General features: G+C 60.8%; 25 protein-coding genes and 1 pseudogene. 6 read left to right on the plus strand and 20 right to left on the minus strand.

What is annotated here, in order from left to right; translation table 11 throughout:
• Positions 1 to 172: 172 nt before the first annotated feature.
• From ACYZUM_RS28920 to ACYZUM_RS28930, 3 genes are all read left to right on the plus strand, one after another.
• Entirely contained in the window at positions 173 to 970 is a 798-nt protein-coding gene (locus ACYZUM_RS28920; RefSeq protein ID WP_041071500.1) for a transporter substrate-binding domain-containing protein, read from the plus strand.
• Positions 971 to 1099: 129 nt separating this feature from the next.
• Positions 1100 to 2059, plus strand: a complete 960-nt coding sequence (locus ACYZUM_RS28925) for an amino acid ABC transporter permease (RefSeq protein ID WP_108181432.1) — start codon at positions 1100 to 1102, stop codon at positions 2057 to 2059.
• Positions 2052 to 2786: an amino acid ABC transporter ATP-binding protein gene (locus ACYZUM_RS28930; protein ID WP_041071506.1), complete on the plus strand. Its 735-nt coding sequence runs from the start codon at positions 2052 to 2054 to the stop codon at positions 2784 to 2786. The genes ACYZUM_RS28925 and ACYZUM_RS28930 overlap by 8 nt, the downstream gene beginning before the upstream one ends.
• Before the next feature lie 91 nt (positions 2787 to 2877).
• Here ACYZUM_RS28930 and ACYZUM_RS28935 read toward each other — a convergent pair whose 3' ends face one another.
• The 11 genes and pseudogenes from ACYZUM_RS28935 to ubiE all read right to left on the minus strand — a co-directional run bounded on the left by ACYZUM_RS28935 (position 2878) and on the right by ubiE (position 11070).
• Positions 2878 to 3750, minus strand: a complete 873-nt coding sequence (locus ACYZUM_RS28935) for a methyl-accepting chemotaxis protein (protein ID WP_371260422.1) — start codon at positions 3748 to 3750, stop codon at positions 2878 to 2880.
• A pseudogene (locus tag ACYZUM_RS28940) lies at positions 3733 to 4794 on the minus strand (methyl-accepting chemotaxis protein); the annotation flags it as partial. The pseudogene ACYZUM_RS28940 and the gene ACYZUM_RS28935, both read right to left, overlap by 18 nt.
• 201 nt (positions 4795 to 4995) lie before the next feature.
• On the minus strand, positions 4996 to 5703 hold the full coding sequence (locus ACYZUM_RS28945; protein WP_108181434.1) for a 16S rRNA (uracil(1498)-N(3))-methyltransferase: 708 nt from the start codon (positions 5701 to 5703) through the stop codon (positions 4996 to 4998).
• Entirely contained in the window at positions 5700 to 6491 is a 792-nt protein-coding gene (gene tatC / locus ACYZUM_RS28950; protein WP_041071516.1) for a twin-arginine translocase subunit TatC, read from the minus strand. The genes ACYZUM_RS28945 and tatC overlap by 4 nt, the downstream gene beginning before the upstream one ends.
• Entirely contained in the window at positions 6488 to 6952 is a 465-nt protein-coding gene (gene tatB, locus ACYZUM_RS28955) for a Sec-independent protein translocase protein TatB (protein WP_108181435.1), read from the minus strand. Before tatB ends, tatC begins: the two co-directional genes overlap by 4 nt.
• A 9-nt stretch (positions 6953 to 6961) precedes the next feature.
• Positions 6962 to 7243, minus strand: a complete 282-nt coding sequence (locus tag ACYZUM_RS28960; RefSeq protein ID WP_003220847.1) for a twin-arginine translocase TatA/TatE family subunit — start codon at positions 7241 to 7243, stop codon at positions 6962 to 6964.
• 25 nt (positions 7244 to 7268) lie between these two features.
• Positions 7269 to 7601 carry a phosphoribosyl-ATP diphosphatase gene (locus tag ACYZUM_RS28965; protein WP_003220849.1) on the minus strand — a complete coding sequence of 111 codons (333 nt, stop codon included), beginning with the start codon at positions 7599 to 7601 and terminating at the stop codon, positions 7269 to 7271.
• Positions 7594 to 7995, minus strand: coding sequence for a phosphoribosyl-AMP cyclohydrolase (hisI, locus tag ACYZUM_RS28970; protein ID WP_007909357.1), 402 nt, complete (start codon positions 7993 to 7995; stop codon positions 7594 to 7596). The genes ACYZUM_RS28965 and hisI overlap by 8 nt, the downstream gene beginning before the upstream one ends.
• Positions 7996 to 8075: 80 nt before the next feature.
• Positions 8076 to 9680: a ubiquinone biosynthesis regulatory protein kinase UbiB gene (gene ubiB / locus ACYZUM_RS28975; RefSeq protein ID WP_108181436.1), complete on the minus strand. Its 1605-nt coding sequence runs from the start codon at positions 9678 to 9680 to the stop codon at positions 8076 to 8078.
• The gene (locus ACYZUM_RS28980) at positions 9677 to 10300 is read right to left on the minus strand and encodes a ubiquinone biosynthesis accessory factor UbiJ (RefSeq protein ID WP_108181437.1); all 624 of its coding nucleotides are present in this window, start codon (positions 10298 to 10300) and stop codon (positions 9677 to 9679) included. The genes ubiB and ACYZUM_RS28980 overlap by 4 nt, the downstream gene beginning before the upstream one ends.
• Positions 10300 to 11070 (minus strand): bifunctional demethylmenaquinone methyltransferase/2-methoxy-6-polyprenyl-1,4-benzoquinol methylase UbiE, encoded by a 771-nt coding sequence (gene ubiE, locus ACYZUM_RS28985; protein ID WP_007961779.1) that lies wholly within the window; start codon positions 11068 to 11070, stop codon positions 10300 to 10302. The genes ACYZUM_RS28980 and ubiE overlap by 1 nt, the downstream gene beginning before the upstream one ends.
• Before the next feature lie 154 nt (positions 11071 to 11224).
• On the opposite strand from ubiE, the gene ACYZUM_RS28990 reads away from it, so the two are divergent.
• The 3 genes from ACYZUM_RS28990 (at position 11225) to ACYZUM_RS29000 (ending at position 13050) form a co-directional block, all read left to right on the plus strand.
• Positions 11225 to 11500: a polyhydroxyalkanoic acid system family protein gene (locus ACYZUM_RS28990; RefSeq protein ID WP_003220859.1), complete on the plus strand. Its 276-nt coding sequence runs from the start codon at positions 11225 to 11227 to the stop codon at positions 11498 to 11500.
• A 205-nt stretch (positions 11501 to 11705) separates the two neighbouring features.
• Complete coding sequence (locus ACYZUM_RS28995) at positions 11706 to 12128, plus strand: phasin family protein (RefSeq protein WP_041074948.1); 423 nt, start codon at positions 11706 to 11708, stop codon at positions 12126 to 12128.
• Between the two features lie 10 nt (positions 12129 to 12138).
• Positions 12139 to 13050 carry a phasin family protein gene (locus ACYZUM_RS29000; RefSeq protein WP_108181438.1) on the plus strand — a complete coding sequence of 304 codons (912 nt, stop codon included), beginning with the start codon at positions 12139 to 12141 and terminating at the stop codon, positions 13048 to 13050.
• 164 nt (positions 13051 to 13214) lie between these two features.
• Here ACYZUM_RS29000 and ACYZUM_RS29005 read toward each other — a convergent pair whose 3' ends face one another.
• The 9 genes from ACYZUM_RS29005 to argS form a co-directional block, all read right to left on the minus strand.
• Positions 13215 to 13832 carry a TetR/AcrR family transcriptional regulator gene (locus ACYZUM_RS29005; protein ID WP_108181439.1) on the minus strand — a complete coding sequence of 206 codons (618 nt, stop codon included), beginning with the start codon at positions 13830 to 13832 and terminating at the stop codon, positions 13215 to 13217.
• Between the two features lie 30 nt (positions 13833 to 13862).
• Positions 13863 to 15545: a class II poly(R)-hydroxyalkanoic acid synthase gene (gene phaC, locus ACYZUM_RS29010; protein WP_108181440.1), complete on the minus strand. Its 1683-nt coding sequence runs from the start codon at positions 15543 to 15545 to the stop codon at positions 13863 to 13865.
• A 139-nt stretch (positions 15546 to 15684) separates the two neighbouring features.
• Positions 15685 to 16539, minus strand: a complete 855-nt coding sequence (phaZ, locus tag ACYZUM_RS29015) for a poly(3-hydroxyalkanoate) depolymerase (protein WP_041074940.1) — start codon at positions 16537 to 16539, stop codon at positions 15685 to 15687.
• Positions 16540 to 16679: 140 nt separating this feature from the next.
• Positions 16680 to 18359 carry a class II poly(R)-hydroxyalkanoic acid synthase gene (gene phaC / locus ACYZUM_RS29020; protein ID WP_108181441.1) on the minus strand — a complete coding sequence of 560 codons (1680 nt, stop codon included), beginning with the start codon at positions 18357 to 18359 and terminating at the stop codon, positions 16680 to 16682.
• Between the two features lie 257 nt (positions 18360 to 18616).
• On the minus strand, positions 18617 to 18994 hold the full coding sequence (locus tag ACYZUM_RS29025) for a gamma-butyrobetaine hydroxylase family protein (protein ID WP_086793902.1): 378 nt from the start codon (positions 18992 to 18994) through the stop codon (positions 18617 to 18619).
• A 119-nt stretch (positions 18995 to 19113) separates the two neighbouring features.
• Positions 19114 to 20451 (minus strand): ATP-dependent protease ATPase subunit HslU, encoded by a 1338-nt coding sequence (gene hslU / locus ACYZUM_RS29030; RefSeq protein ID WP_041074934.1) that lies wholly within the window; start codon positions 20449 to 20451, stop codon positions 19114 to 19116.
• Positions 20452 to 20506: 55 nt separating this feature from the next.
• On the minus strand, positions 20507 to 21037 hold the full coding sequence (gene hslV / locus ACYZUM_RS29035; protein WP_007968352.1) for an ATP-dependent protease subunit HslV: 531 nt from the start codon (positions 21035 to 21037) through the stop codon (positions 20507 to 20509).
• 288 nt (positions 21038 to 21325) lie between these two features.
• Positions 21326 to 22033, minus strand: coding sequence for an SPOR domain-containing protein (locus tag ACYZUM_RS29040; RefSeq protein ID WP_041074932.1), 708 nt, complete (start codon positions 22031 to 22033; stop codon positions 21326 to 21328).
• Between the two features lies 1 nt (position 22034).
• A complete protein-coding gene (argS, locus tag ACYZUM_RS29045) occupies positions 22035 to 23771 on the minus strand; it encodes an arginine--tRNA ligase (RefSeq protein WP_108181442.1) in 1737 nt (578 codons plus the stop codon).
• Between the last annotated feature and the right edge of the window lie 125 nt (positions 23772 to 23896).

Here is a 23896-nt window from a genome sequence, read left to right on the forward strand (position 1 = left end):
GGCTGCGATCTTTTGCTTTTAAAACCCTCCCCGCAACAACAAATCGCCGCAAAAAACCTTGTGCAAACGGACGAGTGCGTTAGCATCCGTCCCCGAATTGGCGCACCCGGGCATTTTTGCCCATCACGGCTGTTTTTCGCGCCGCACATGCAATGGTTTTGGGGACTTGAAGATGAAGAAGTATCTGTCGATGCTGCTGGTCGGCGTCACGGCACTGGTTGCAGTCAATGCGGCGCACGCCGGTGCAATCGATGACGCGGTCAAGCGCGGCACATTGAAAGTCGGTATGGATCCGACCTACATGCCGTTCGAAATGACCAACAAGCGCGGCGAGATCATCGGCTTCGAAGTCGACATCCTCAAAGCCATGTCCAAGGCCATGGGGGTCAAGCTGGAGCTGGTGTCTACCGGTTACGACGGGATCATTCCGGCCCTGATGACCGACAAGTTCGACATGATCGGCAGCGGCATGACCCTGACTCAGGAACGCAACCTGCGCCTGAACTTCAGCGAACCGTTCATTGTGGTCGGCCAGACCCTGCTGATCCGCAAGGAGCTGGAAGGCACCATCAAGTCCTATAAAGACCTGAACACCGCCGACTACCGCATCACCTCCAAGCTCGGCACCACCGGTGAGATGGTCGCCAAGAAGCTGATCGCCAAAGCCAAGTACCACGGCTACGACAACGAGCAGGAAGCCGTGCTCGACGTGGTCAACGGCAAGGCCGACGCGTTCATCTACGACGCACCGTACAACGTGGTCGCGGTGAACAAGGTCGGCGCCGGCAAACTGGTGTTCCTCGACAAGCCCTTCACCTACGAGCCACTGGCCTTCGGTCTGAAGAAGGGTGATTACGACAGCCTCAACTTCATCAATAACTTCCTGCACCAGATCCACGAAGACGGCACTTACGATCGCATCCATGACAAGTGGTTCAAGAGCACCGAGTGGCTCAAGGACATGGAATAAGCCCGGTCGCATAGACCGAGTTGCCCCATTCGCGAGCAGGCTCGCTCCCACATTGGAATGCATTCCGCTGTGGGAGCGAGCCTGCTCGCGAAGAGGTCCCCCAGAGCAACAAAAATTCCGGAACCTGCAATGAAACAGAAACAAGCCCAATGGCCCTGGCACGTCCTGACCGTGCTGGTGCTGGTCGGCCTGGCGGGCGCGTTGTATTACGCCACGTCGCTGATGTCCTACGAATGGCGCTGGAACCGCGTGCCGCAGTACTTCGCCTATCAGGCCGAAGAGTCCCAGCGCGCCAGCGACATCTCCACCGTCACCGAACTGGTGCGCAAGGGCGGCAGCGCGCAGGTCACCCTGCGCAACGACGCCGGTGACGAGCAGCACCTGACCGTCGACGAAAACAGCCTGCAATTCGCTCAGGGCGACGATGTGGCCGAAGGTGACGTCGTAGGCGTGACCCGGCATTGGGCGGCAGGGCCGCTGCTGTGGGGCCTTTGGACCACGCTGTGGCTGTCGGTAGTGTCCGGCGTACTCGGTCTGCTGATCGGTCTGGTCACCGGGCTGTGCCGCTTGTCGAGCAACCCGACCCTGCGCGACCTGTCGAGCATCTACGTCGAACTGGTGCGCGGCACGCCGCTGCTGGTGCAGATCTTCATTTTCTACTTCTTCATAGGCACGGTGATGAACCTGTCCCGGGAGTTCGCCGGGATCGCCGCGTTGTCGCTGTTCACCGGTGCCTACGTGGCCGAGATCATCCGCTCCGGTGTGCAGTCGATTGCCCGTGGCCAGAACGAAGCGGCCCGCTCGCTGGGTCTGAGCGCCGGCCAGTCGATGCGCCATGTGGTGCTGCCGCAAGCGTTCAAACGCGTGCTGCCACCGCTGGCCGGACAGTTCATCAGCCTGGTCAAGGACACCTCGCTGGTGTCGGTGATCGCGATTACCGAGCTGCTGAAAAGCGGCCGTGAAGTTATCACCACCTCGTTCTCGCCGTTCGAAATCCTGTTCTGCGTTGCTGGCCTGTATCTGTTGATCAACCTGCCGCTGTCGAAAATCGCCAGCCGGCTTGAGCGGAGGCTCGCGCAAAGTGATTGAAGTCCGCGATCTGGTAAAAGTCTTCGACACCCGTGGTCAGGTAGTGCGGGCGGTGGATAACGTCACCACCACGGTGGCCAAGGGCGAAGTGCTGGTGGTGATCGGCCCGTCCGGCTCCGGCAAATCGACCTTCCTGCGCTGCCTCAATGGCCTGGAAGCGTTCGACTCGGGTTCGGTGAGCATCGACGGCCTGCAACTGGCCGACCCGAAAACCGACGTCAACGCCTACCGCCGCGAAGTCGGCATGGTCTTCCAGCACTTCAACCTGTTCCCGCACATGACCGTGCTGGAAAACCTCTGCCTGGCGCAGAAGGTCGTGCGCAAGCGCGGGCAGAAGGAAAGTGAGGCCAAGGCCTTGGCGTTGCTGGAGAAGGTCGGTATTGCGCAAAAAGCTCGCGAATACCCGTCACGTCTGTCCGGCGGTCAGCAGCAGCGCGTAGCGATTGCCCGGGCGCTGGCGATGGACCCGAAAGTGATGCTGTTCGACGAGCCGACATCGGCCCTCGACCCGGAAATGGTCGGTGAAGTGCTGGATGTGATGAAGAACCTGGCCGTGGAAGGCATGACCATGGTCTGCGTCACGCACGAAATGGGCTTCGCCCGGGAAGTGGCGGATCGGGTGCTGTTCTTCGATCACGGCAAATTGCTGGAAGATGCGTCCCCGGCGGAGTTCTTCGATGCGCCGAAGGATCCGCGGGCGCAGGCTTTCCTGCGTCAGGTCCTGTAAAGCAAAAAAGATCGCAGCCTTCGGCAGCTCCTACAGAGTCATGTGTACACCTGTAGGAGCTGCCGAAGGCTGCGATCTTTTGCTGTGACGGTTAGACCTTGAACCGCCCTACCAGCATCTGCAGATGAGTCCCCAAGCGCGCCAGCTCAACGCTGGAAGCCGCCGTCTCTTCACTCGCCGCCGACGTCTGATCCGACACATCCCGCACATTCAGCACGCTGCGGTTGATCTCTTCAGCCACGGCACTCTGCTGCTCGGCTGCCGCTGCAATCTGCTGGTTCATCGCCTGAATCGCCGAGACGGTGCGGGTGATGCTTTCCAGCGAGCCACCGGCGCGGCGGGTCAGTTCGACGCTGCTGTCGGTCAGGCTGCGGCTGTTGTCCATGATTGTCGCCACTTGCTGGGTGCCGGTCTGCAGGCCGACGATCAGCTCTTCGATCTCTTCGGTGGACTTCTGTGTGCGCTGGGCGAGGCTGCGCACTTCATCGGCGACCACCGCAAAGCCACGCCCGGCTTCACCGGCACGCGCCGCCTCGATGGCGGCGTTGAGCGCCAGCAGGTTGGTTTGCTGGGCCACCGACTTGATCACGTCGAGCACGCTGCCGATCTTGTCGCTCTCGCGCTTGAGTTCGCCCATGGCCTCGGTGGAGTGGCCAACCTCGGCCGCGAGGCGCTCGATCTGCGCGATGGCTTCACCCACCACCTTGTCGCCTTCGCGGGCCTGCTGGTCAGCAGCGACGGCCGCTTCCGAAGCTTCCTCGGCGTTGCGCGCGACTTCCTGCACCGTGGCAGCCATTTCGTTCATGGCGGTGGCGACCTGGTCGGTTTCGACTTTCTGATTGTTGACCCCGGCGCTGGTCTGCTCGGTGACGGCAGACAATTCTTCGGCGGCACTGGCGATCTGCGTGACGCCGTCGCTGATGCCACCGATCAACTCGCGCAGGCCTTGGGTCATGCTCTGCATCGAACGTTGCAACTGGCCGAGTTCGTCGCGACGCTGCGACACCAGGTTGTGGGTCAAGTCACCGGCAGCCACACGTTCGGCGACTTTCAGGGTCTGGTTCAGTGGAATGATGATCTGCCGGGTGATCGCCCACGCAGCCAGCAAACCGAAGGCCACGGCCAGCAGGGTGGCGATGATCAGCATGTTCTTGGCGTGCGCGGCATCGGTATCGCGCACTACGGTTTGCGATTCGGTGAGTTTCTTGCTGACGTCGAGGAGGATGTCGCCCTGAGCCGTCATGGTTGCCCCGGCCTTGGCATTGCTCACCTGCGAGTCGCGGAACTGGGCGACCGCCGCGCGATAAGCCTTGATCGAGTCGGTGGCCTGTTGCAGGTTGGCGATGTGCTGTTCGGGCAGTTTCGCCGGCAGGCTGTCGAGGTTTTTCAGTGCATTGTCGATGGCGTCCAGCGCTGGCTGCTCCGCCTCGGCCTTGCCGCTGTAGGTGTAGCCGCGCACCTGATAGCGCGCTTGCTGCAACAGTCTGCTCAGTTCGATCACGCTGTTGAATTGCGCGACGCTGTCACCCTGCAGCATGGATTTCTCGACTTCCGAGACTTTGGCCACGGCATTGTCGGCACTGGCGCCAAGCTTGCTGCGCGCGTCCTCACGCTGCACGGTGGCCTGTGTCATGTCGGCGAAGGCGCGTTTGTACTCGGCGACAGCGGCCAGTTGCTGATCGACCATGGCCGCATCTGAGGGCTGCTCGATCAGGCCGCGCGCGGTTTGCAAGCCGCTGGCGAGTTTGGCCAGCAACTCGTTGACCGCGCCCGGGCCTTGTTCGCCACGACGCGCTTCATAGTCCAGACGCGCCAGGCGCAGGTCCTTGGTCAGTTCATTTAGGCTGGAGATGAAGCCGAGCTTGTCGCCACGGCTGATAATGCCGCTCATGCCGGTCCAGCCGGTAAAGGTGATCAACAGGGTGAGCAACAGCACCAGGCCGAAACCGATACCCAGCTTGCGTTTGACGCTGACGTTTCCAAGATTCTCGGCTAACCAACGGTACATGCGACGACTCCCCTCGGACCACTAATTGGACTTATGGGCACTGTATCGGCGGGGTGATGGCAATCTGTAACCCGAATTGAATGCCAACCCGGTTTCTGTAGGAGCTGACGAGTGCAACGAGGCTACGATCTTTTGATCTTGCCGTTAAAAAACAAGATCAAAAGATCGCAGCCTGCGGCAGCTCCTACAGGGAGAGGTGTGTCAGAACAGGCGGGCGAGGAGGGCGGTGACGGCGGTTTCGACGCGCAGGATGCGCTCGCCCAGTTGCACCGGTTGCAGGCCGGACTTGGCAAGCAGGTCGATCTCGTAAGGAATCCAGCCACCTTCGGGGCCGATCGCCAGCGTTACCGGTTCGCTCAATGCGCGCGGGCACGGCGGAAAATCGCCGGGATGGCCGACCAGGCCGAGGGTGCCTTCGGTTATCGCAGGCAGTCGATCTTCTACAAATGGCTTGAAGCGCTTCTCGATGAGGATCTCCGGCAGCACGGTATCGCGGGCCTGTTCGAGGCCGAGGATCAGATTCTCGCGAATCGCTTCCGGCTCCAGAAACGGCGTCTGCCAGAAGCTCTTCTCGACGCGGTAGCTGTTGACCAGAATCACCTTCGACACGCCCATGGTCGCCACGGTCTGGAACACCCGGCGCAGCATTTTCGGCCTTGGCAGGGCCAGTACCAGCGTCAGCGGCAGCTTGGCCGGTGGCGGTTGATCGAGGCTGACGCGCAACTCGGCTTCGCCAGCCTCAAGGCGCAACAGTTCAGCCGAACCCATCAGCCCATTGATGCGCCCGACACGCAGGCTGTCGCCGACTTCGGATCGATGCACTTCCTGCATATGCGTCAGGCGCCGGTCGCGCAGCACGACGCGGTCGGCCGCGATGAAGTCGGCCTCTTCGAGCAACAGCAGGTTCATGCCTGGGTCGCTGGCGGCTGGTCGTTGTGATCGTCAGCCGGCGTTTCGTCCGGGCGTTCGCGTTTGCTGACCAGGTTGCCAAACAGAATGCCGATTTCAAACAGCATCCACATCGGCACGGCCAGCAGGGTCTGCGAGAAGATGTCCGGCGGCGTGAGGATCATGCCGACCACGAAGCAGCCGATGATCACGTACGGACGGATCTTCTTCAGGTATTTGACGTCGACCACGCCGATCCACACCAGCAGCACCACGGCCACCGGGATTTCGAACGCGACGCCAAAGGCGAAGAACAGCGTCATCACGAAGTCGAGGTAGCTGGTGATGTCGGTCATCATTTCCACGCCGGCCGGGGTGGCCGCGGCGAAGAACTTGAAGATCAGCGGGAACACGAAGTAATAGGCGAACGCCATGCCGGTGTAGAACAGCAGGATGCTCGACACCAGCAGCGGCACGGCGACGCGCTTCTCATGCTTGTACAGGCCCGGCGCGATGAAACCCCAGATCTGGTGCAGGATCACCGGAATCGCGAGGAACAGCGAGACCATCATCGTCAGCTTCAGCGGCGTGAGGAACGGTGACGACACATCCGTGGCGATCATCGTCGCACCGGCCGGCAGGTACTGGCGCAGCGGCGTCGAGACGAAGGTGTAGATCTGCTGGGTGAAGGCGAACAACCCGGCGAAGATGATGAACACCGCCGCCACACAACGCAGCAGGCGGGTGCGCAACTCGGTGAGGTGCGATACCAGCGGCATGTGCTGGTCGTTTTCGGGGAGATCGCTCATGGGGCTCGCGGCGGCAAAGTGGTGTCGTGAGGCGCAGGTGTGATCGGCGCGGCGGTTGGAGATACGTGTTCAACCGAAGTTTCTGTAGCAGTCGACACGGGGGCTGGCGGCGCTACAGCGGCGGCAGGTGCAGGTATCGGAGCTGTTACGGCTGGCGCGGCTGGCGCATGAATCGTCTGCTCACCCACATGCTCAACCGGCGTCGGCTCCTGCTGAACCGGCGTGAAAATCTTCCGCGCCTCCTGCTCCAGCGACAGAATGTGCTCGTTGTGCAGTTGCCGACGGATCTCGTCGGCACCGATTTCACGTTCAACTTCCTGTTTGATCGCGTTGAAGCTGCGCTTCAGCCGCCCGACCCACAGGCCGGCGGTGCGCGCAGCGCCCGGCAGACGCTCGGGGCCCAGCACCAGCAGGGCAACGAGGCCGACGAGCAGCAGTTCAGAGAAGCTGATACCAAACATTTGTCAGTCTCACACGTCTTTGCGGATCGGCTCTTCGACTTTCTGCGCCTGCACGTCGATGGTGTGCGGCGGGTTGGCCTGAGCAGTGGCTTGCGGCTGCACCGGTGGTACCGGCTGCGCAGGCGTTACGGTCGGATCGGCGGCCGGTTTTTCGTCATCGTTCATGGCTTTACGGAAGCCCTTGATCGACTCGCCGACGTCGGTGCCGAGGTTTTTCAGTTTCTTGGTGCCGAACACCAGCACCACGACTACCAGAATGACGATCCAGTGTTTCCAGTCAAAAATGCCCATGTTGCTGTTCCTCTCTAAAAATTGTTCAGGCGGACGGACGCGAGGCTTTCTCGACGTGTCCGGACAGACCGAAGCGACGATCCAGTTCATCCAGCACGGCCTGCGGATGCTGCCCCAGTTGGGCGAGCATGACCATGCTGTGGAACCACAGGTCGGCAGTCTCGTAGATCACATCGCTGCAGTCACCGCTGATGGCGGCGTCCTTGGCGGCAATAATGGTTTCGACCGACTCTTCGCCGACTTTCTCCAGAATCTTGTTCAGGCCCTTGTGATACAGACTAGCTACATATGAGCTGTCGGCAGCGGCGCCCTTGCGCTCTTCAAGTACCTGAGCGAGGCGGGTCAGGGTGTCACTCATGTTTGTGTCCTGCGGAATAGATTGCGTGCGGGTCTTTCAAGACAGGGTCGACCGTTTTCCAGTCGCCGTTTTCGAAGACGCGGTAAAAGCAGCTTTGACGGCCGGTATGGCAAGCGATGTCGCCAATCTGTTCGACCATCAGGATGATCACGTCGGCGTCACAGTCCAGACGCATTTCATGCAGGGTCTGTACGTGGCCGGACTCTTCGCCCTTGCGCCACAGCTTGCCACGGGAACGTGACCAGTAGATTGCACGGTTTTCCGCAGCGGTCAGTTCCAGCGCTTCACGGTTCATCCAGGCCATCATCAGCACGCGTCCGGTCTTGTGATCCTGGGCAATCGCTGGCACCAGGCCATCGGCGTCCCACTTGATCTCGTCCAGCCAGTTTTTCATCTTCGACTCCGACAGCGAACCCGCACTTCAATAGTCGGGTTCAGGCGTTGAAACAGTGTGCCAGCCGATCAGCGAACTGGCTATCGGCGAACGACCAGATACAAGCCGACGGCCACCATGATGCCCGCCGGCCAATGCCCCAGTTCGTGCAGCGGGCCGCCGGCGGCGAGGATGGTACCGCCCGCCAGGTGCGCACTGCCGAGCAGGCGCAGGAACCAGTCGTCCTTGCGTTTGTGCCACGGTGGCGGCGGGTCGTAGGCGTGCGGTTGGGACATGCGTTCGAGCAGATCACGGGCCATGTTGGCCAAGTGCGGCAGCTGTTCGAACTGGCTCTGCACGTTGCCGATCAAGGCTTTCGGGCTGACGCGCTCGCGCATCCAGCGTTCGAGAAACGGTTGTGCGGTGTTCCACAGATCCAGATCCGGGTACAACTGACGGCCGAGGCCCTCGATGTTCAGCAAGGTCTTTTGCAGCAGCACCAGCTGCGGCTGCACTTCCATGTTGAAGCGTCGCGCGGTCTGGAACAGGCGCATCAGCACCTGGCCAAATGAAATATCTTTTAACGGTTTTTCGAAGATCGGCTCGCACACGGTACGGATCGCCGCTTCGAATTCGTTGAGTTTGGTTTCCGCCGGCACCCAGCCCGAATCGATGTGCAATTGCGCGACGCGGCGGTAGTCGCGCTTGAAGAAGGCGAACAGGTTGCGCGCCAGGTAGTCCTGGTCTTCCGGGGTCAGGCTGCCGACGATGCCGCAGTCGATCGCGATGTACTGCGGGCTCCACGGGTTGACGGTGCTGACGAAGATGTTGCCCGGGTGCATGTCGGCGTGGAAGAAACTGTCGCGGAACACCTGGGTGAAGAAGATCTCCACGCCGCGCTCGGCGAGCATTTTCATGTCGGTGCGCTGGTCGGCGAGGGTCGCCAGATCCGTTACCTGAATCCCGTAGATGCGCTCCATCACCAGCACTTTCGGCCGGCACCAGTCCCAATAGACTTGCGGCACGTAAAGCAGCGGCGAGCCTTCGAAGTTGCGCTTGAGCTGGCTGGCATTCGCCGCCTCACGCAACAGGTCGAGTTCGTCGTAGATGGTTTTTTCGTAGTCCTGCACCACGTCCACCGGGTGCAGCAGGCGGGCGTCGGCGGAGATCTTTTCGGCGGCGCGGGCGAGGATGAACAGCCACGCCAGGTCTTGGGCAATCACCGGTTTCAGGCCTGGGCGGATCACCTTGACCACCACTTCTTCGCCGGTCTTCAGTTGCGCAGCGTGCACCTGCGCCACCGAGGCCGAGGCCAGCGGCTCGACGTCAAAGCGGCTGAACACTTCGCTGATTTTCTTGCCCAGCTGTTCTTCGATCAGCTTGATCGACAGCTGCGAATCGAACGGCGGCACGCGGTCCTGCAGCAGCATCAGTTCATCGGCGATGTCTTCCGGCAGCAGGTCGCGGCGGGTCGAAAGAATCTGCCCGAACTTGATGAAGATCGGCCCCAGATCCTGCAGCGCCAGTCGCAGGCGCGCGCCACGGTTCAGCTCCAGCGGTTTGCGCGGGAACCAGCGCCACGGCAGCACGTAGCGCAGCGCCAGGAGAAACCAGGGCAACGGCAGCTCGAACAGCAGGTCATCGAGGCGGTAGCGGATCACGACGCGCTGGATGCGCAACAGACGGCGGACGGCAAGCAGCTTCATGCGTTATCGCTTGGGTCGAGGGATCGGGAAAGGCGCTCGAAACGCGCCTCGAGACGTTCCAGATCAAGTTTGATCCGGTCCAGCTCGCTGAACCGCGCTTCGGCTTCGCGCTGGCCGACGAGGGTGCGCGATTCTTCGGCGAGGTATTCGGCGAGGTTCTGGTTGAGGCTGGCAAATCCTTGTTGATACCAGCGCGCGCGGCTGCGCAGATGACCTCCGACCAATTGCGTGGCGACCGGGCCGAGCCAGCGCGAGAGTTCGTACTCCCAGTCCAGCTCGAGGTCCTGCAACACGCCGGCCAGTTCCAGCAACACACCGCTGTCACCGTCGAGCTCGACTTCCGGGGCGTGCAGCACCGCGGTCTTGTCTTTGCTCACGGCCAGTTTCACCAGGCTGGAAGCGGGTGCGCGCAGGGTGCAATCGACGCCGGTTTCCCAGTGCGAAGCGAGCATCAGGCCCTCATCGCTGGGCAGGATGAACAGTTGCAGCGCCGGGCAGCGGCAATCCACGGCAATCACTTTGCCGGTCAGATGCGCCAGCCGCGGCAGCGCCGTGCTGTCGAGACGCAGCACCCGGTTGAGGCCGAGTTCGACGCTGGCGAGCAGCCCGGTGAGCAACATCAGGGCTTGATGCCGCGGTGCAGGGCGACGATGCCTGCAGTCATGTTGTGATAGGTCACGCGGTCGAAACCGGCGTCGACCATCATCGACTTCAGGGTTTCCTGATTCGGGTGCATGCGGATCGATTCGGCCAGGTAGCGATAGCTTTCCGAGTCGTTGGTGATCAGCTTGCCCATCAGTGGCATGAAGGCGAACGAGTAGGCGTCGTAGGCTTTCGACATCAGCGCGTTGGTCGGCTTGGAGAACTCCAGCACCAGCAGGCGGCCACCGGGCTTGAGCACGCGCAGCATCGAACGCAGGGCGTCTTCTTTGTGCGTCACGTTGCGCAGGCCGAAGGCGATGGTCACGCAGTCGAAGTGGTTGTCCGGGAATGGCAGCTTTTCCGCATCGGCCTGGACGAATTCGACGTTGCCCGACACACCCAGATCCAGCAGGCGGTCACGACCGACCTTGAGCATGGATTCGTTGATGTCGGCCAATACCACCTGACCGGTCGGGCCAACCAGGTGCGAGAATTTCTTGGTCAGGTCACCGGTGCCGCCGGCGATATCGAGCACGCGGTTGCCTGCACGCACACCGGACAGTTCGATCGCGAAACGCTTCCACAGACGGTGCATGCCGCCCGACAGAAGGTCGTTCATCAGGTCGTATTTCGCGGCTACCGAGTGGAAAACCTCAGCGACTTTTTCCGCTTTCTGGCTTTCCGGAACGTTTTTGAAGCCGAAGTGAGTGGTGGGTTCGGCATCGCTGCCTTTGCGCTGATCAGTCATATCGCTGTCACCAAAAGAGAATGCGCGACATTCTAATCCCCAAGCCATGCTTTGTCTTGGAATGGCTAAAGGTAAGATGGGCGACCTTCGGGACGATTTGCCGCAGACGCGGTCAAGATTTACCGACACCCATTCATCAAGCAGGAGTCATTCAATGGCCAAAATCAGTGTTGAGCGTGCCCACAGCCTGGGCAAGGAAGCCGCCCGCGAGAAGGCCGACAAGCTGGCGCAGAAACTCTCCGATCAATATGGCCTGGAGCCGCAGTGGTCGGGCGACACCCTGAACCTCAAGCGCTCGGGCGTGAAAGGCGCAGTGCATGTGGCCGACGATTCGATCCGTGTCGACGTGGAACTGGGCATCATGATGTCGGCCATGAGCGGCATGATCAAAGCCGAGATCGAGAAGGCGCTGGATAAAGCGCTGGTCTGAACATCAAAAGATCGCAGCCTTCGGCAGCTCCTACAGGGGAATGTGTACCTCTGTAGGAGCTGCCGAAGGCTGCGATCTTTTCATTCAGGCACCCCTTATTTATGTCAGTTGTTAGGGTGCCGTTTCTAATTTTTCTCCCTACTTTGTGCCTGAGCCCGACACCTTTGCGGGCAGTTCCTCAAACCTTCTGCGCGTGAGGTGCACCATGGCCAAAGTCATTCTGAAGAAAAAAATCGACGCTTCGACTTCTGCTCTGAGCGACGTCAAATCCTATGCCCGCAAGATCTGGCTGGCAGGCCTGGGTGCCTACGCCAAGGTCGGCCAAGAGGGCAGCGACTACTTTCAGGAGTTGATCAAGGCTGGTCAAACTGTTGAAAAGAAAGGCAAAAAAGCCGTCACCGAAAAACTTGAAGCCGCCAACGCCGAGATCGATGAAGCCAAGGGTGAAGTCAGCTCGTTCAAAGGTCGTGTCGAAGTTCAGCTCGACAAGGTCGAGAAGGCGTTCGACTCCCGTGTGGCAAGCGCCTTGAATCGTATCGGCATTCCGTCTAAACATGACGTTGAGACACTCTCTGCTAAGCTCGATGAGCTGACGGCATTGCTCGAACGCGTCGCGCGTAAATCTTAAGGAGAACGGGATGGCTGGTAAAAAGAACACCGATAAAGAAGGCAGCTCGTGGATTGGGAAAGTCGAAGACTACTCCCGCAAAATCTGGCTGGCTGGTTTAGGCGTGTACTCGAAGATCGACACTGACGGCAGCAAGCTCTTCGAGTCACTGGTCAAAGACGGCGAGAAAGCCGAGAAGCTCACCAAGTCTGCAGTCGGCAAGAAAGTCGATGCCGCCAAGGACTCCGCTTCGTCGGCCAAGTCGCGCATCAGCGGCGTGAAAGATCGTGCACTGGGCAAGTGGGACGAGCTGGAAGGGGCTTTCGACAAGCGCCTGAACAGCGCGATTTCGCGCCTGGGTGTACCAAGCCGCAATGAAGTCAAAGCGCTGCACAGCAAGGTCGAAACCCTGACCAAGCAGATCGAGAAACTCACCGGTCTGAAAACCCAACCGGTCGCGGCGAAAACTGCAGCGGCCAAACCGGCAGCCAAATCGACCGCCAAGCCACTTGCTAAAGCGGCTGCGAAACCAGCTGCCAAAGCTGCAGCCAAGCCAGCGGCAAAAACCGCTGCCGCCAAGCCTGCTGCTAAAACGGCCGCTGCCAAACCAGCCGCCAAGGCTGCCGCGAAACCGGTTGCTGCCAAAGCGGCTGCGAAACCTGCGGCCAAGTCCGCGGCCAAACCAGCCGCCAAGCCAGCAGCGAAAACCGCTGCCGCGAAACCGGCTGCCAAACCTGCGGCCAAACCGGCTGCGGCGAAAAAACCGGCAGTGAAAAAACCGGCCGCGCCGAAGGCCGCTGCTCCGAAGCCAGCTGCACCCGCAGCAGCCAAGCCAGCCACCCCGGCAACCCCGGCCAGCGCGTCGAACTCCGCCGCTGCACCGACTCCGGCAGCCACCCCGACTGCTGCATCGACCCCGTCGACGCCAACCAGTCAGTCCTGATTTTTCAGGGCAAAACAAAACGCCCGGCCTGTGAAGGTCGGGCGTTTTTTTGAAGATCAAAAGATCGCAGCCTGCGGCAGCTCCTACAGAATCGTTGCCAAAGCGAAAAATGGGTGGCGAACATGGTCAATGTAGGAGCTGCCGCAGGCTGCGATCTTTTGACGTTAATGATCTTCGAGATACTGCAGGGCCATCCGTTCAGTAGCGACTTTCACCGGCGGCAGCAGATGCGGCGCCACCAGCATCATGATCTGATACACGACCAGCCTGACCTCGCCCGCGCGATCGAGTATCCGTTGATAGTCCAGCGAGAACAGCAGGGTCATGGTGATCTGCTCCACCAGTTGCCCCAATGCCTGAGTATCACTGACCAACTGCCCTGCCGCCTTCAACCGCGCCAGCAATGACGCCAGGGTGCGCTTGAGCGCATTGAGCAGATGACGAATGCCTTTGGCCAGTTTCGGTAGTCGCCCGGCAAGGTTCGACAGGTCCTGGAACAGAAACCGGTATTGCGCCAGGCGCTCGACGATCAAGTGCAGAAACAGCCAGTAATCCTCCGGCGCCAGCTCGACGTCCGACGGTGGGTCGAGCAGTGGCGTCAGTTCATTCTGGAAACGCTCGAACAGGCCGAGAATCAGCGGCTCCTTGCCGTGGAAGTGGTAGTAGAGGTTGCCGGGGCTGATCCCCATTTCGTTGGCCACTTCCATGGTGGAGACGTTGGGCTCACCCTTTTCGTTGAACAGTTGCAGGGCACATTCGAGAATCCGGTCGCGGGTTTTCATCCAGTCTTCTTAGAAAAGTTCGGTTAAGCGTCAGCGCACATGCACGTAGGTGCCGGGTGCTGCCTCCATCGGTGGATAGTTCGGGTTGCCGAGGGTAAACGTGGTTTCGCGCTGGGCGCCGGAGCGTTGCTGAATCCACTCCAGCCACTGTGGCCACCAGCTGCCGTCGACGCGTTTGGCGTCGTAGTACCAGGCGCGTGGATCGCTGCTGAGCTTGCCGTTCTCGACGTAGTTGGCTTTCGGGTTGCTCGGCGGGTTGAGGATGCTTTGCACGTGGCCACTGTTGGACAGCACGAAGCGCCGCTCCCCGCCAAGCAACAGGGTCGAGCGGTACACCGCGTCCCACGGCGTGATGTGGTCATTCATGCCGGCCACGCTGAAGCTGTCGACGGTGACTTTCTGCAGGTCGATCGGCGTGCCACAGACTTCCAGCCCACCCGGATGGGTCAGCGGGTTGTGCTTGAAGAAGTCCAGCAGGTCGCCGTGAAACGCGGCGGGCAGGCGGGTGTTGTCGTTGTTCCAGTAGAGGATGTCGAACGCGGGCGGCTCTTTGCCCAACAGGTAATTGTTGACGAAGTAGCTCCAGATCAGATCGTTGGGGCGCATCCAGGCGAAGACCTTGGCCATGTCGCGCCCGTCGAGCACGCCTTTCTGATAGGAGCGGCGCTTGGCGGCTTCGAGGGTTTGTTCGTCGGCGAACAGCGTGGCCGGGGTTTCAATCTGACTGTCGAGCAGGCTGACCAGGTAGGTCGCGCTGGAGACACGTCGCAGCTGCCGATTGGCCTGCAAATGCCCCTGCAGGGCGGCAATGGTCAGGCCACCGGCGCAGGCGCCCATCAGGTTGACGTCGCGGGCGCCGGTGATCGCCCGGCAGATGTTCATCGCTTCTTCCACCGCTTCGACGTAGGTCGACAGGCCCCATTCGCGATGGCGTACGTCTGGATTGCGCCAACTGATCATGAACGTCTGCAGGCCATTTTTCAGCGCGTACTGGACGAAGCTGTTCTGCGGGCTGAGGTCGAAAATGTAGTACTTGTTGATTTGCGGCGGCACCACCAGCAGCGGCTTGGCGTATTGCTTTTCGCTCATCGACTTGTACTGGATCAGTTCAAGCATCTCGTTGCGAAACACCACGGCGCCAGAGGTGGTGGCGACGGTCTTGCCGACCTCGAATGCCTGTTTGGTGACCTGGCGCGGCAGGCCGTCGTTGTGCAGCAGGTCATCGAACAGATGACTCAGACCGCGCACCAGACTTTGCCCGCCGGAGTTGAACAGCTCCTTGACTGCCAGCGGGTTGAGCAGCGTATTCGACGGTGCCACCGCGTCGTTGAGCAAGGTGAAGGCGAAGTGCGCGCGGGCGCGATCGTCATCGCTCATGTTGCTTTCATCAATCCAGCTCTTGACCTGTTTTTGCCAGGCCAGATAGGCCTGCAGGCTGCGCCGGTAGAACGGATTGAGGCTCCATGCCGGATCAGCGAAGCGGCTGTCGTTCGGGTTGGTCGGGTGCAGGGTTTCACCGAGCAACACGCGACCGAGTTGGCCACCGAGTTTCAAGGCGTGCTTCGCGCTGTGAATCGGGTTGCGTAGACCGTGGGCGGCGACGCTGCGCAAGGTCGAGATCAGGTCCCGGCCGCGCAGGCCGGTGATCGCACTTTGTGCGTTGATGAACACGGCGGGGCTGGGCACAACGCCCGTCGCTGGTTTGTCGCGCATGACTCAACACTCCTTCGTCTTCAGGTCAAAAACAAACTCACCGAACCAGAACACCATAGTCGCTGTTACGGGTTGCTGCCCGCGCGGCGTCCTGCCGCGCACTTTGTTCAAAACCCTGCATAAAGCCTGCCGCCGTGATTCAGCCGCCCAGTGGGGTCGGATGCGGATGCATCACGGCGCGCTGGCGTTCCTCCTCAAGGAATTTCATGATGATCGGCGCCACGGCTTCGGCGCGGGTGATCAGGAACAGATGGCCGTCGTCGATGATGTGCAGCTGGGCGTTGGGAATCCGCCAGGCAAGCATGCGCATGTTGATCAGCGGGATCAGCGGATCGTCGTCGCCGGCCAGTACCAGCGTCGGCTGATGGATCTTGTGCAGCCAGTGAATGCTGGTCCAGCCCAGGCCGGCGAACAGCTGCCAGTAGTAGCCGAGCTTGCCCGCCGAACGCACCTTGGCGGCATGGCTGGCGGCCAGCGTCGGGTCGCGGCGGAACGAGCCGCCGTAGATCAGCGGGGCGATACGGATCACGTGCGATGGCTGAATGTAGCGCCGCGGACTGGCCATCATCCACAGCACTTTCGGTTTACCCGGCACCATCACCGCACCGGCGGCGGTCGCTGCCAGCACCAGTTTTTTGCAGCGCTCGGGGTAGTCGTGAGCAAACTGCTGCGCCAGCGCGCCGCCCCAGGACACGCCGATGACGTTGACCTGGCCGTAATCGAGGTAGTCGAGCATCCGCGCGGTCAGCTTCGCCAGCCCGGGAAAGCGATACGGCCGGTTGGGCGTCGACGAGCCGCCGACACCGGGCACGTCGAAGGCGATCACTTCCAGATCCGGGTCCAGCGCCGCGACAAATGGAAACACCAGCTCCAGGTTGGCGCCGATGCCGTTGAAAATCAGCAAGGGCGTCAAATGAGGCTTGCCGGGGCGTACCGCCGTGCGGAGGGTCTGACCATCCAGGTCGACGGTACGGAAAATGAACGGTTGCGGCATGCTTCAGGCCCTGTGGATTAATTCATCCCTGCTCCCTCTGTAGGAGCTGCCGAAGGCTGCGATCTTTTGACTTTGATTCTGAAAACAAGATCAAAGGATCGCAGCCTTCGGCAGCTCCTACAGGGAGGGCGAGGTGTCAGTTACCGCTCATGTACGTAAGTGCCCGGCGATGCTTCGCCTGCCGGATAAGCCTTGTTGCCCAGTTTCAGTGGCGCCTTCTTCAGATCGCCCGAGCGCTCGGCCTGCCATGCCTGCCAGTACAGCCACCAGGAATCGGTGTGCTTGGTCGAGTTCTCTTGCCAGTCATCGGCATTGGCGGCCATGCCTTCGCTGGTCATGTAACGCGATTTCGGGTTGCCCGGCGGGTTCAGGATGCTCTGGATATGCCCGCTGCTCGACAGCACGAACTCGACCTTGCCGCCAAACAGCTGCGCCGACTTGTAGCAGGACTTCCACGGGGTGATGTGGTCGTTGGTGCCGGCCAGCGAGAAAATGTCGGCAGTGACCTGCTTGAGGTCGATCGGCGTGCCGCACACTTCCAGTGCATTGGGCCGAATCAGTGGGTTGTTTTTGAACATCTCGATCAGGTCGCCGTGGAACGCGGCCGGCAACCGGGTGGTGTCGTTGTTCCAGAACAGGATGTCGAACACTGGCGGCTCGTTGCCGAGCAGGTAGTTGTTGACCCAGTAGTTCCAGATCAGGTCGTTGGGGCGCATCCACGCGAAGACCTTGGCCATGTCTTTGCCTTCGAGCACACCGGCCTGATAGGAGTGGCGCTTGGCGGTCTCCAGGGTCTGCTCGTCGACGAACAGGGCGACGTCGCTGTCCAGCGTGGTGTCGAGCACGCTGACCAGCAGCGTGAGGGCGTTGACCTTGTTCTCGCCGATCGCGGCGTAGTGGCCGAGCAGGGCGGTGCAGGTAATGCCGCCGGAGCAGGCGCCGAGCATGTTTACGTCTTTGCTGCCGGTGATGGCCGTGACCACGTCGACGGCTTCCTTGAGCGCATCGATGTAAGTCGAAAGGCCCCACTCGCGCTGGGCCTTGGTCGGGTTGCGCCAGCTGACGATGAAGGTCTGCACGTTATTGCGCAGGCAGAAGCGCGCCAGACTTTTGTCCGGGCTCAGGTCGAATACGTAGAACTTGTTGATCTGGGGTGGCACCACGAGCAGCGGGCGCTCGTGGACTTGCTCGGTGATCGGCTTGTACTGGATCAGCTCCAGCACGTCGTTGCGAAACACCACCGCGCCTTCGGTCACGCCCAGGCTCTTGCCGACCTCGAACGCGCCCATGTTGACCTGGCTCGGCATGCCGCCGTTGTGCACCAGATCCTTGGCCAGGTGCGAGAGGCCATCGAGCAGGCTTTTGCCGCCGGTCTCGAAGAAGCGTTTGACCGCCGCCGGGTTGGCGGCGGTATTGGTCGGGGCCATGGCTTCGGTCATCAGGTTGATCACGAAGTGGCCGCGCGCGATGTCTTTGGGCGACAGGCTGCTGTCGTCGATCCAGGAATGGAGCTCCTTGCGCCACGCCAGGTAAGTTTGCAGATAACGTTTGTAGAGCGGGTTCTGACTCCACGCCGGATCAACGAAGCGACGGTCATCGCTGGCCGGTTGCAGTTCGGATTTGCCGAACAGCACGTTCTTCAGTTCGAGGCCGAAATGGGTGACGTGCTTGACACTATGGATAGGTTGTTTGATGGCCTGGGTCAGCACCATTCGAGCAGAGGCCAGCAGATCCTTTCCGCGTAGCCCAACGACGGGATTAAGCCCCAGGGTGTTTTCCGAGGCTTGGTACTTCAGGTCATCGTTATTCTTGTTACTCATCTACGACGCTCCATTGTCCTGAGACGAGTACCCGGTTTCGGCTGTGCAGTTCCACAGCCAATGCCAGGTACTACTGCTCGGGTGACCGTTAATTCTGCATAGCTGCTTTACAGTTCATAGAGCACTGCAGGGAACTTGCCAGCTCCATTGGTTACCCGAGTTTAATTTTTTTCGCAAGCAGCCGATCCTCGACCGCCAGGCGCAGCATTCAAACAGATGAATTTAGAAAATGCCCTCTAAAGAGCAAGAGTCTCGGACTAGAGCATCAGCTTGACAATCGACTGGTCCGGATCGCGGGTTTTTCCGGCGGCTTTGAGCTCGGCCAGATAATCGGCCCAGAGTGCGTCATAACGTCGCCCCAGCTCGTAGAGGTAATCCCAGGTGAACAAGCCGCTGTCGTGACCGTCGTCGAAGGTCAGTTTCAGTGCGTAGTGACCGGCCGGTTCCAGGCCGCTGAGGCCGACATTGAGCTTGCCGAATTGCAGGATCGGTTTGCCGTGGCCCTGGACCTCGGCGGAAGGGGAGTGCACGCGCAGAAATTCCGCGGGCAGGGTGTACTCCTCGCCGGACGCGTACTTGAGCGTCAGGGTTTTCGAGGCTTTGTGCAGTTTGATGTCGGTGGGGATCGTGGTCATTGCAGGTCATCCGACTGTGATGAACCCCTGTAGGAGCTGCCGCAGGCTGCGATCTTTTGATTTTGCTTTTCAAGATCAAAAGATCGCAGCCTGCGGCAGCTCCTACAGGGAAGAGTGACCTACAGGATATAACGGGACAGGTCTTCGTTCTGCGCCAATTCGCCCAGATGGCTGTTGACGTACGCAGCGTCGATCAGGATCGGCTTGTCGTCATGCGCGCTGGCCAGGTCGCCGGCACTGAACGACACCTCTTCCAGCAGACGCTCGAGCAGCGTGTGCAGGCGACGGGCACCGATGTTCTCGGTCTTCTCGTTGACTTGCCAGGCGATCTCCGCCAGACGCTTGATGCCTTCCGGCTGGAACTGAATGTTCAGGCCTTCGGTTTTCAGCAGCGCGCAATATTGCTCGGTGAGCGATGCGTGCGGCTCGCTGAGGATGCGCTCGAAGTCTTCCGGGCTCAGCGCCTTGAGTTCGACACGGATCGGCAGACGGCCTTGCAGCTCAGGCACCAGATCGCTCGGCTTGCTCAGGTGGAACGCACCGGAGGCGATGAACAGGATGTGGTCGGTCTTGACCATGCCCAGCTTGGTGTTGACGGTGCAGCCTTCGATCAGCGGCAGCAGGTCGCGCTGTACGCCTTCACGGGAGACATCGGCGCCGCCGACATTGCCGCGTTTGGCGACCTTGTCGATTTCGTCGATGAACACGATGCCGTGTTGCTCGACCGCTTCCAGCGCCTTGGCCTTCAGCTCTTCTTCGTTGACCAGACGCCCGGCCTCTTCGTCGCGCACCAGTTTCAGCGCTTCTTTGACCTTGAGCTTGCGGGCTTTCTTCTTGCCCTTGCCCATGTTGGCGAACAGGTTCTGCAACTGGCTGGTCATCTCTTCCATGCCAGGTGGCGTAGCGATCTCGATGCCGGCCACTTCGGCGACTTCGATCTCGATTTCCTTGTCGTCCAGCTGACCTTCACGCAGGCGCTTGCGGAACAGCTGACGGGTGTTGGAATCGCTGCTCGGGGTTTCTTCGTTACTGAAACCCATGCGTGCCGGTGGCAGCAGTGCGTCGAGGATACGATCCTCGGCAGCGTCTTCGGCACGGTGACGCACGCGGGTCATTTCCTGCTCGCGGAGCATCTTGATTGCGGCATCGGCCAGATCACGGATGATCGATTCGACGTCACGGCCAACGTAGCCGACTTCGGTGAATTTGGTCGCTTCGACCTTGATGAACGGCGCGTTGGCGAGCTTCGCCAGACGACGGGCGATTTCGGTTTTACCGACACCGGTCGGACCGATCATCAGAATGTTTTTCGGGGTCACTTCAACGCGCAGCTCTTCAGGCAGCTGCATGCGGCGCCAGCGGTTGCGCAGGGCAATCGCGACGGCGCGCTTGGCATCGTCCTGGCCGATGATATGGCGGTTGAGTTCGTGGACGATTTCGCGGGGAGTCATGGACATAGTAATTGACGGTCCTCAAGCAGAAAAAAGCCGTGGCATTTAGGCCGCGTCAGGCTTATTCAGCGAGATCCTGCTCCTCAATGGTCTGAGTGTGGTTGGTGAATACACAGATGTCGCCGGCGATACCGAGGGCGGTTTCGACGATCTCACGGGCCGACAGGTCGGTCTTTTTCAGCAGCGCGCTGGCCGCAGCTTGTGCGTAGGCGCCGCCGGAACCCATGGCGATCAGGCCGTCTTCGGGTTCGACCACGTCACCGTTGCCGGTGATGATCAGCGAGGCGTCCTTGTTGGCGACCGCGAGCATGGCCTCGAGGCGGCTCAGGGAGCGGTCGGTGCGCCATTCTTTGGCGAGTTCGACAGCGGCGCGGATCAGGTGGCCCTGGTGTTTCTCGAGCTGGCCTTCGAAGCGTTCGAACAGGGTAAAGGCGTCGGCGGTGGCACCGGCGAAACCGGCGATGACCTGGCCGTGGTACAGGCGACGAACTTTCTTCGCGTTGCCTTTCATCACGGTATTGCCGAGAGAAACCTGGCCGTCGCCGCCCATGACGACTTTGCCGTGGCGGCGGACTGAAACGATGGTGGTCAAGGGAAGAGTCTCCACGCAGCGGGGCGAAAATGCCTTATGCCCATTCATATGGGGGTGCTGGAGAGGATTTCAACCACAGCGCGGGAGAAGGGACGAGCGGTGATGGAGGGGGATGCAAATCCCTGTGGCGAGGGAGCTTGCTCCCGCTCGGCTGCGCAGCAGTCGTAAAACCTGCAACCCCGGTCTGTCTGATGCACCGGATTCACAGGGTTTGGGGGCGCTTCGCACCCCAGCGGGAGCAAGCTCCCTCGCCACAAAGTCCGCCGAACGATTACGTTCGGCGAGAGGTCAGCGGCTCTGGCGTTGTTGTAACAACAGGTTGCTGAAACCGCTGCCGGCCAGTTGTTTCTGTGCGGTGGTCAGTTGCTCGCGATTGCTGAACGGGCCGACCAATACGCGGTACCAGGTTTCATCCTTCACCGTGCCCGACTCAACCGAAACAGCCTGGCCCAGCAGAATGATCTGCGCCCGCACCTTGTCCGCGTCCGCCTCTTTGCGGAACGAGCCGGCCTGGAGGAAGAACTTGGTCACCGGCGCCGCTTTCGCCACCGGCGGCGCTGGCGGCGGGGTAATACCTGACAGCGCAGCCTGCGCCCGCGCGGTGTCGATCTTCGCCGCTTCCGCCGGGGTGACCGGCGTGGTCGGCACTTGTGGCGTCGGCAAGGTTTTCTCCGGCACGGCATCCGGCGGCACGATCACTTCCGATTCCGGCAGCAGGGTGTAGAAGTCGTACTTCGGCTTCACCGGTTGCGTCGGGCTCGGCGGGGTCTTGTTGGCCTCGGCGATCTTCGACGCTTTCTGCTGCTGCGCCTGCTCGACTTTCTCGCGCTTGACCGTGTCGCTGCCCTTGCCCGGCTCCAGTTTCATCAGGAATACGATGAACGCACCGACCGTCAGGCCGATGGCCATCCACAGCCAGCCCGGAATCGGTTGCTTTGCAGGAGCTTGGTAACGGCTGGCGCCACGCTTGGGTGCAGGTTTTTTCTTGGCAGCCAACTTACATGCGCTCCAGAGTTTCCAGGCCCAGCAGTTCCAGGCCTTGCTTGAGAGTACGACCGGTCAGCGCGGCCAGGCGCAGACGGCTCTGCATCTGGGCCGGCGTCTCGGCGGCGAGGATCGGGCAGTTCTCGTAGAAGCTGGAGAACAGACCGGCGACGTCATACAGATAAGTGCAGAGGATGTGCGGCGTGCCTTTTTCCGCGACGTTGTTCAGCACTTCGCCGAACTGCGCCAGTTTCGCCGCCAGCTCGTGTTCGTGCTCGGCTTCGAGAACGATCTGGCCGTCGACTTCGCTGAAATCCTTGCCCAGTTTGCGGAACACGCCGGCCACGCGAGTGTAGGCGTACAGCAGATACGGTGCGGTGTTGCCTTCGAAATTCAGCATCAGGTCGAAGTTGAAGCTGTAGTCGCTGGTGCGGTGCTTGGACAGGTCGGCGTATTTCACCGCACCGATGCCGACGACCTTGGCGATGTTGCGCAGTTCGTCTTCGGCCAGCTCCGGGTTTTTCTCTTTGACCAGGTTGTAGGCACGTTCCTGGGCTTCGGTCAGCAAATCGATCAGCTTCACGGTGCCGCCATCACGGGTCTTGAACGGACGGCCATCGGCGCCATTCATGGTGCCGAAGCCCATGTGCTCCATTTCCATCGGATGGGTCACGAAACCGGCCTTGCGCGCCACGGCGAACACTTGCTGGAAGTGCAGGGCCTGACGCTGGTCGACGAAGTACAGCGCGCGGTCGGCTTTCAGTTTGCCAGAACGGTAGCGCACGGCTGCCAGGTCAGTGGTGGCGTACAGGTAACCGCCATCGGCCTTGACGATGATTACCGGCAGCGGATCGCCGTCGGCGTTCTTGAACTCGTCGAGGAACACGCACTGGGCGCCGTTGCTCTCGACCAGCATGCCCGCGGCTTTCAGGTCGTTGACCACGTTGATCAGGTCGTCGTTGTAGGCGCTTTCGCCCATCACGTCGGCCATGGTCAGTTTGACGTTGAGCAGTTCGTAGATCTTCTGGCAGTGCGACAGCGAGATGTCCTTGAACTTGGTCCACAGCGCCAGGCACTCGGCATCGCCGGCCTGCAGCTTGACCACCAGGCCACGGGCGCGGTCGGCGAACTCTTCGGACTCGTCGAAACGCTGTTTGGCGGCGCGGTAGAAGTTTTCCAGATCGGACAGCTCGTCGCTGGTGATCGGGTTTTCCTGCAAGTAAGCCATCAACATGCCGAACTGGGTGCCCCAGTCGCCCACGTGGTTCTGGCGGATCACCTCGTCGCCGAGGAACTCGAGAACACGGGCCACGCCGTCGCCGATGATCGTCGAGCGCAGGTGGCCGACGTGCATCTCTTTGGCCAGGTTCGGTGCCGACAGGTCGACCACAGTGCGCTGCACCGGGCCGGCCTTGCGCACGCCAACGTGAGCATCGGCCAGCGCAGCGTCGAGGCGCGAGGCGAGGGCCTGGGTGTTCTGGAAGAAGTTGATGAAGCCGGGGCCGGCGATTTCGGCCTTGGTGACGTTGTCGTCGGCCGGCAGCGCAGCGATGATTTTCTCCGCCAGATCGCGCGGCTTCATGCCCGCAGGCTTTGCCAGCATCATGGCGATGTTGCTGGCAAAGTCGCCGTGGGTCTTGTCACGGGCGTTCTCCACCTGAATCGCCGGCGACAGGCCTTCAGGCAACACACCTTCGTTGACGAGTTGGGTGAGGGCTTGTTGGATCAGCTGGCGAATGGTGTCTTTCATGGTCTTCTCTTTCGACCGCAAGCGCGGCGGCGCATCGATGCGCGGGTGGAAAAACTGGGCATTATCCGTTGCGAAGACGGGCTTGCCAACCTTAGCAGGCAGGATGTGGATATGTGGTGACATTA

This window comes from Pseudomonas sp. m6p (assembly GCF_055760375.1).

Coding starts and splice junctions, on each gene's coding strand:
- ACYZUM_RS28920 (WP_041071500.1), top strand. CDS start 173: ATGAAGAAGTATCTGTCGATGCTGCTGGTCGGCGTCACGGCACTGGTT.
- ACYZUM_RS28925 (WP_108181432.1), top strand. CDS start 1,100: ATGAAACAGAAACAAGCCCAATGGCCCTGGCACGTCCTGACCGTGCTG.
- ACYZUM_RS28935 (WP_371260422.1), bottom strand. CDS start 3,750: ATGCAGAGCATGACCCAAGGCCTGCGCGAGTTGATCGGTGGCATCAGC.
- ACYZUM_RS28945 (WP_108181434.1), bottom strand. CDS start 5,703: ATGAACCTGCTGTTGCTCGAAGAGGCCGACTTCATCGCGGCCGACCGC.
- tatC (WP_041071516.1), bottom strand. CDS start 6,491: ATGAGCGATCTCCCCGAAAACGACCAGCACATGCCGCTGGTATCGCAC.
- tatB (WP_108181435.1), bottom strand. CDS start 6,952: ATGTTTGGTATCAGCTTCTCTGAACTGCTGCTCGTCGGCCTCGTTGCC.
- ACYZUM_RS28960 (WP_003220847.1), bottom strand. CDS start 7,243: ATGGGCATTTTTGACTGGAAACACTGGATCGTCATTCTGGTAGTCGTG.
- ACYZUM_RS28965 (WP_003220849.1), bottom strand. CDS start 7,601: ATGAGTGACACCCTGACCCGCCTCGCTCAGGTACTTGAAGAGCGCAAG.
- hisI (WP_007909357.1), bottom strand. CDS start 7,995: ATGAAAAACTGGCTGGACGAGATCAAGTGGGACGCCGATGGCCTGGTG.
- ubiB (WP_108181436.1), bottom strand. CDS start 9,680: ATGAAGCTGCTTGCCGTCCGCCGTCTGTTGCGCATCCAGCGCGTCGTG.
- ACYZUM_RS28980 (WP_108181437.1), bottom strand. CDS start 10,300: ATGTTGCTCACCGGGCTGCTCGCCAGCGTCGAACTCGGCCTCAACCGG.
- ubiE (WP_007961779.1), bottom strand. CDS start 11,070: ATGACTGATCAGCGCAAAGGCAGCGATGCCGAACCCACCACTCACTTC.
- ACYZUM_RS28990 (WP_003220859.1), top strand. CDS start 11,225: ATGGCCAAAATCAGTGTTGAGCGTGCCCACAGCCTGGGCAAGGAAGCC.
- ACYZUM_RS28995 (WP_041074948.1), top strand. CDS start 11,706: ATGGCCAAAGTCATTCTGAAGAAAAAAATCGACGCTTCGACTTCTGCT.
- ACYZUM_RS29000 (WP_108181438.1), top strand. CDS start 12,139: ATGGCTGGTAAAAAGAACACCGATAAAGAAGGCAGCTCGTGGATTGGG.
- ACYZUM_RS29005 (WP_108181439.1), bottom strand. CDS start 13,832: ATGAAAACCCGCGACCGGATTCTCGAATGTGCCCTGCAACTGTTCAAC.
- phaC (WP_108181440.1), bottom strand. CDS start 15,545: ATGCGCGACAAACCAGCGACGGGCGTTGTGCCCAGCCCCGCCGTGTTC.
- phaZ (WP_041074940.1), bottom strand. CDS start 16,539: ATGCCGCAACCGTTCATTTTCCGTACCGTCGACCTGGATGGTCAGACC.
- phaC (WP_108181441.1), bottom strand. CDS start 18,359: ATGAGTAACAAGAATAACGATGACCTGAAGTACCAAGCCTCGGAAAAC.
- ACYZUM_RS29025 (WP_086793902.1), bottom strand. CDS start 18,994: ATGACCACGATCCCCACCGACATCAAACTGCACAAAGCCTCGAAAACC.
- hslU (WP_041074934.1), bottom strand. CDS start 20,451: ATGTCCATGACTCCCCGCGAAATCGTCCACGAACTCAACCGCCATATC.
- argS (WP_108181442.1), bottom strand. CDS start 23,771: ATGAAAGACACCATTCGCCAGCTGATCCAACAAGCCCTCACCCAACTC.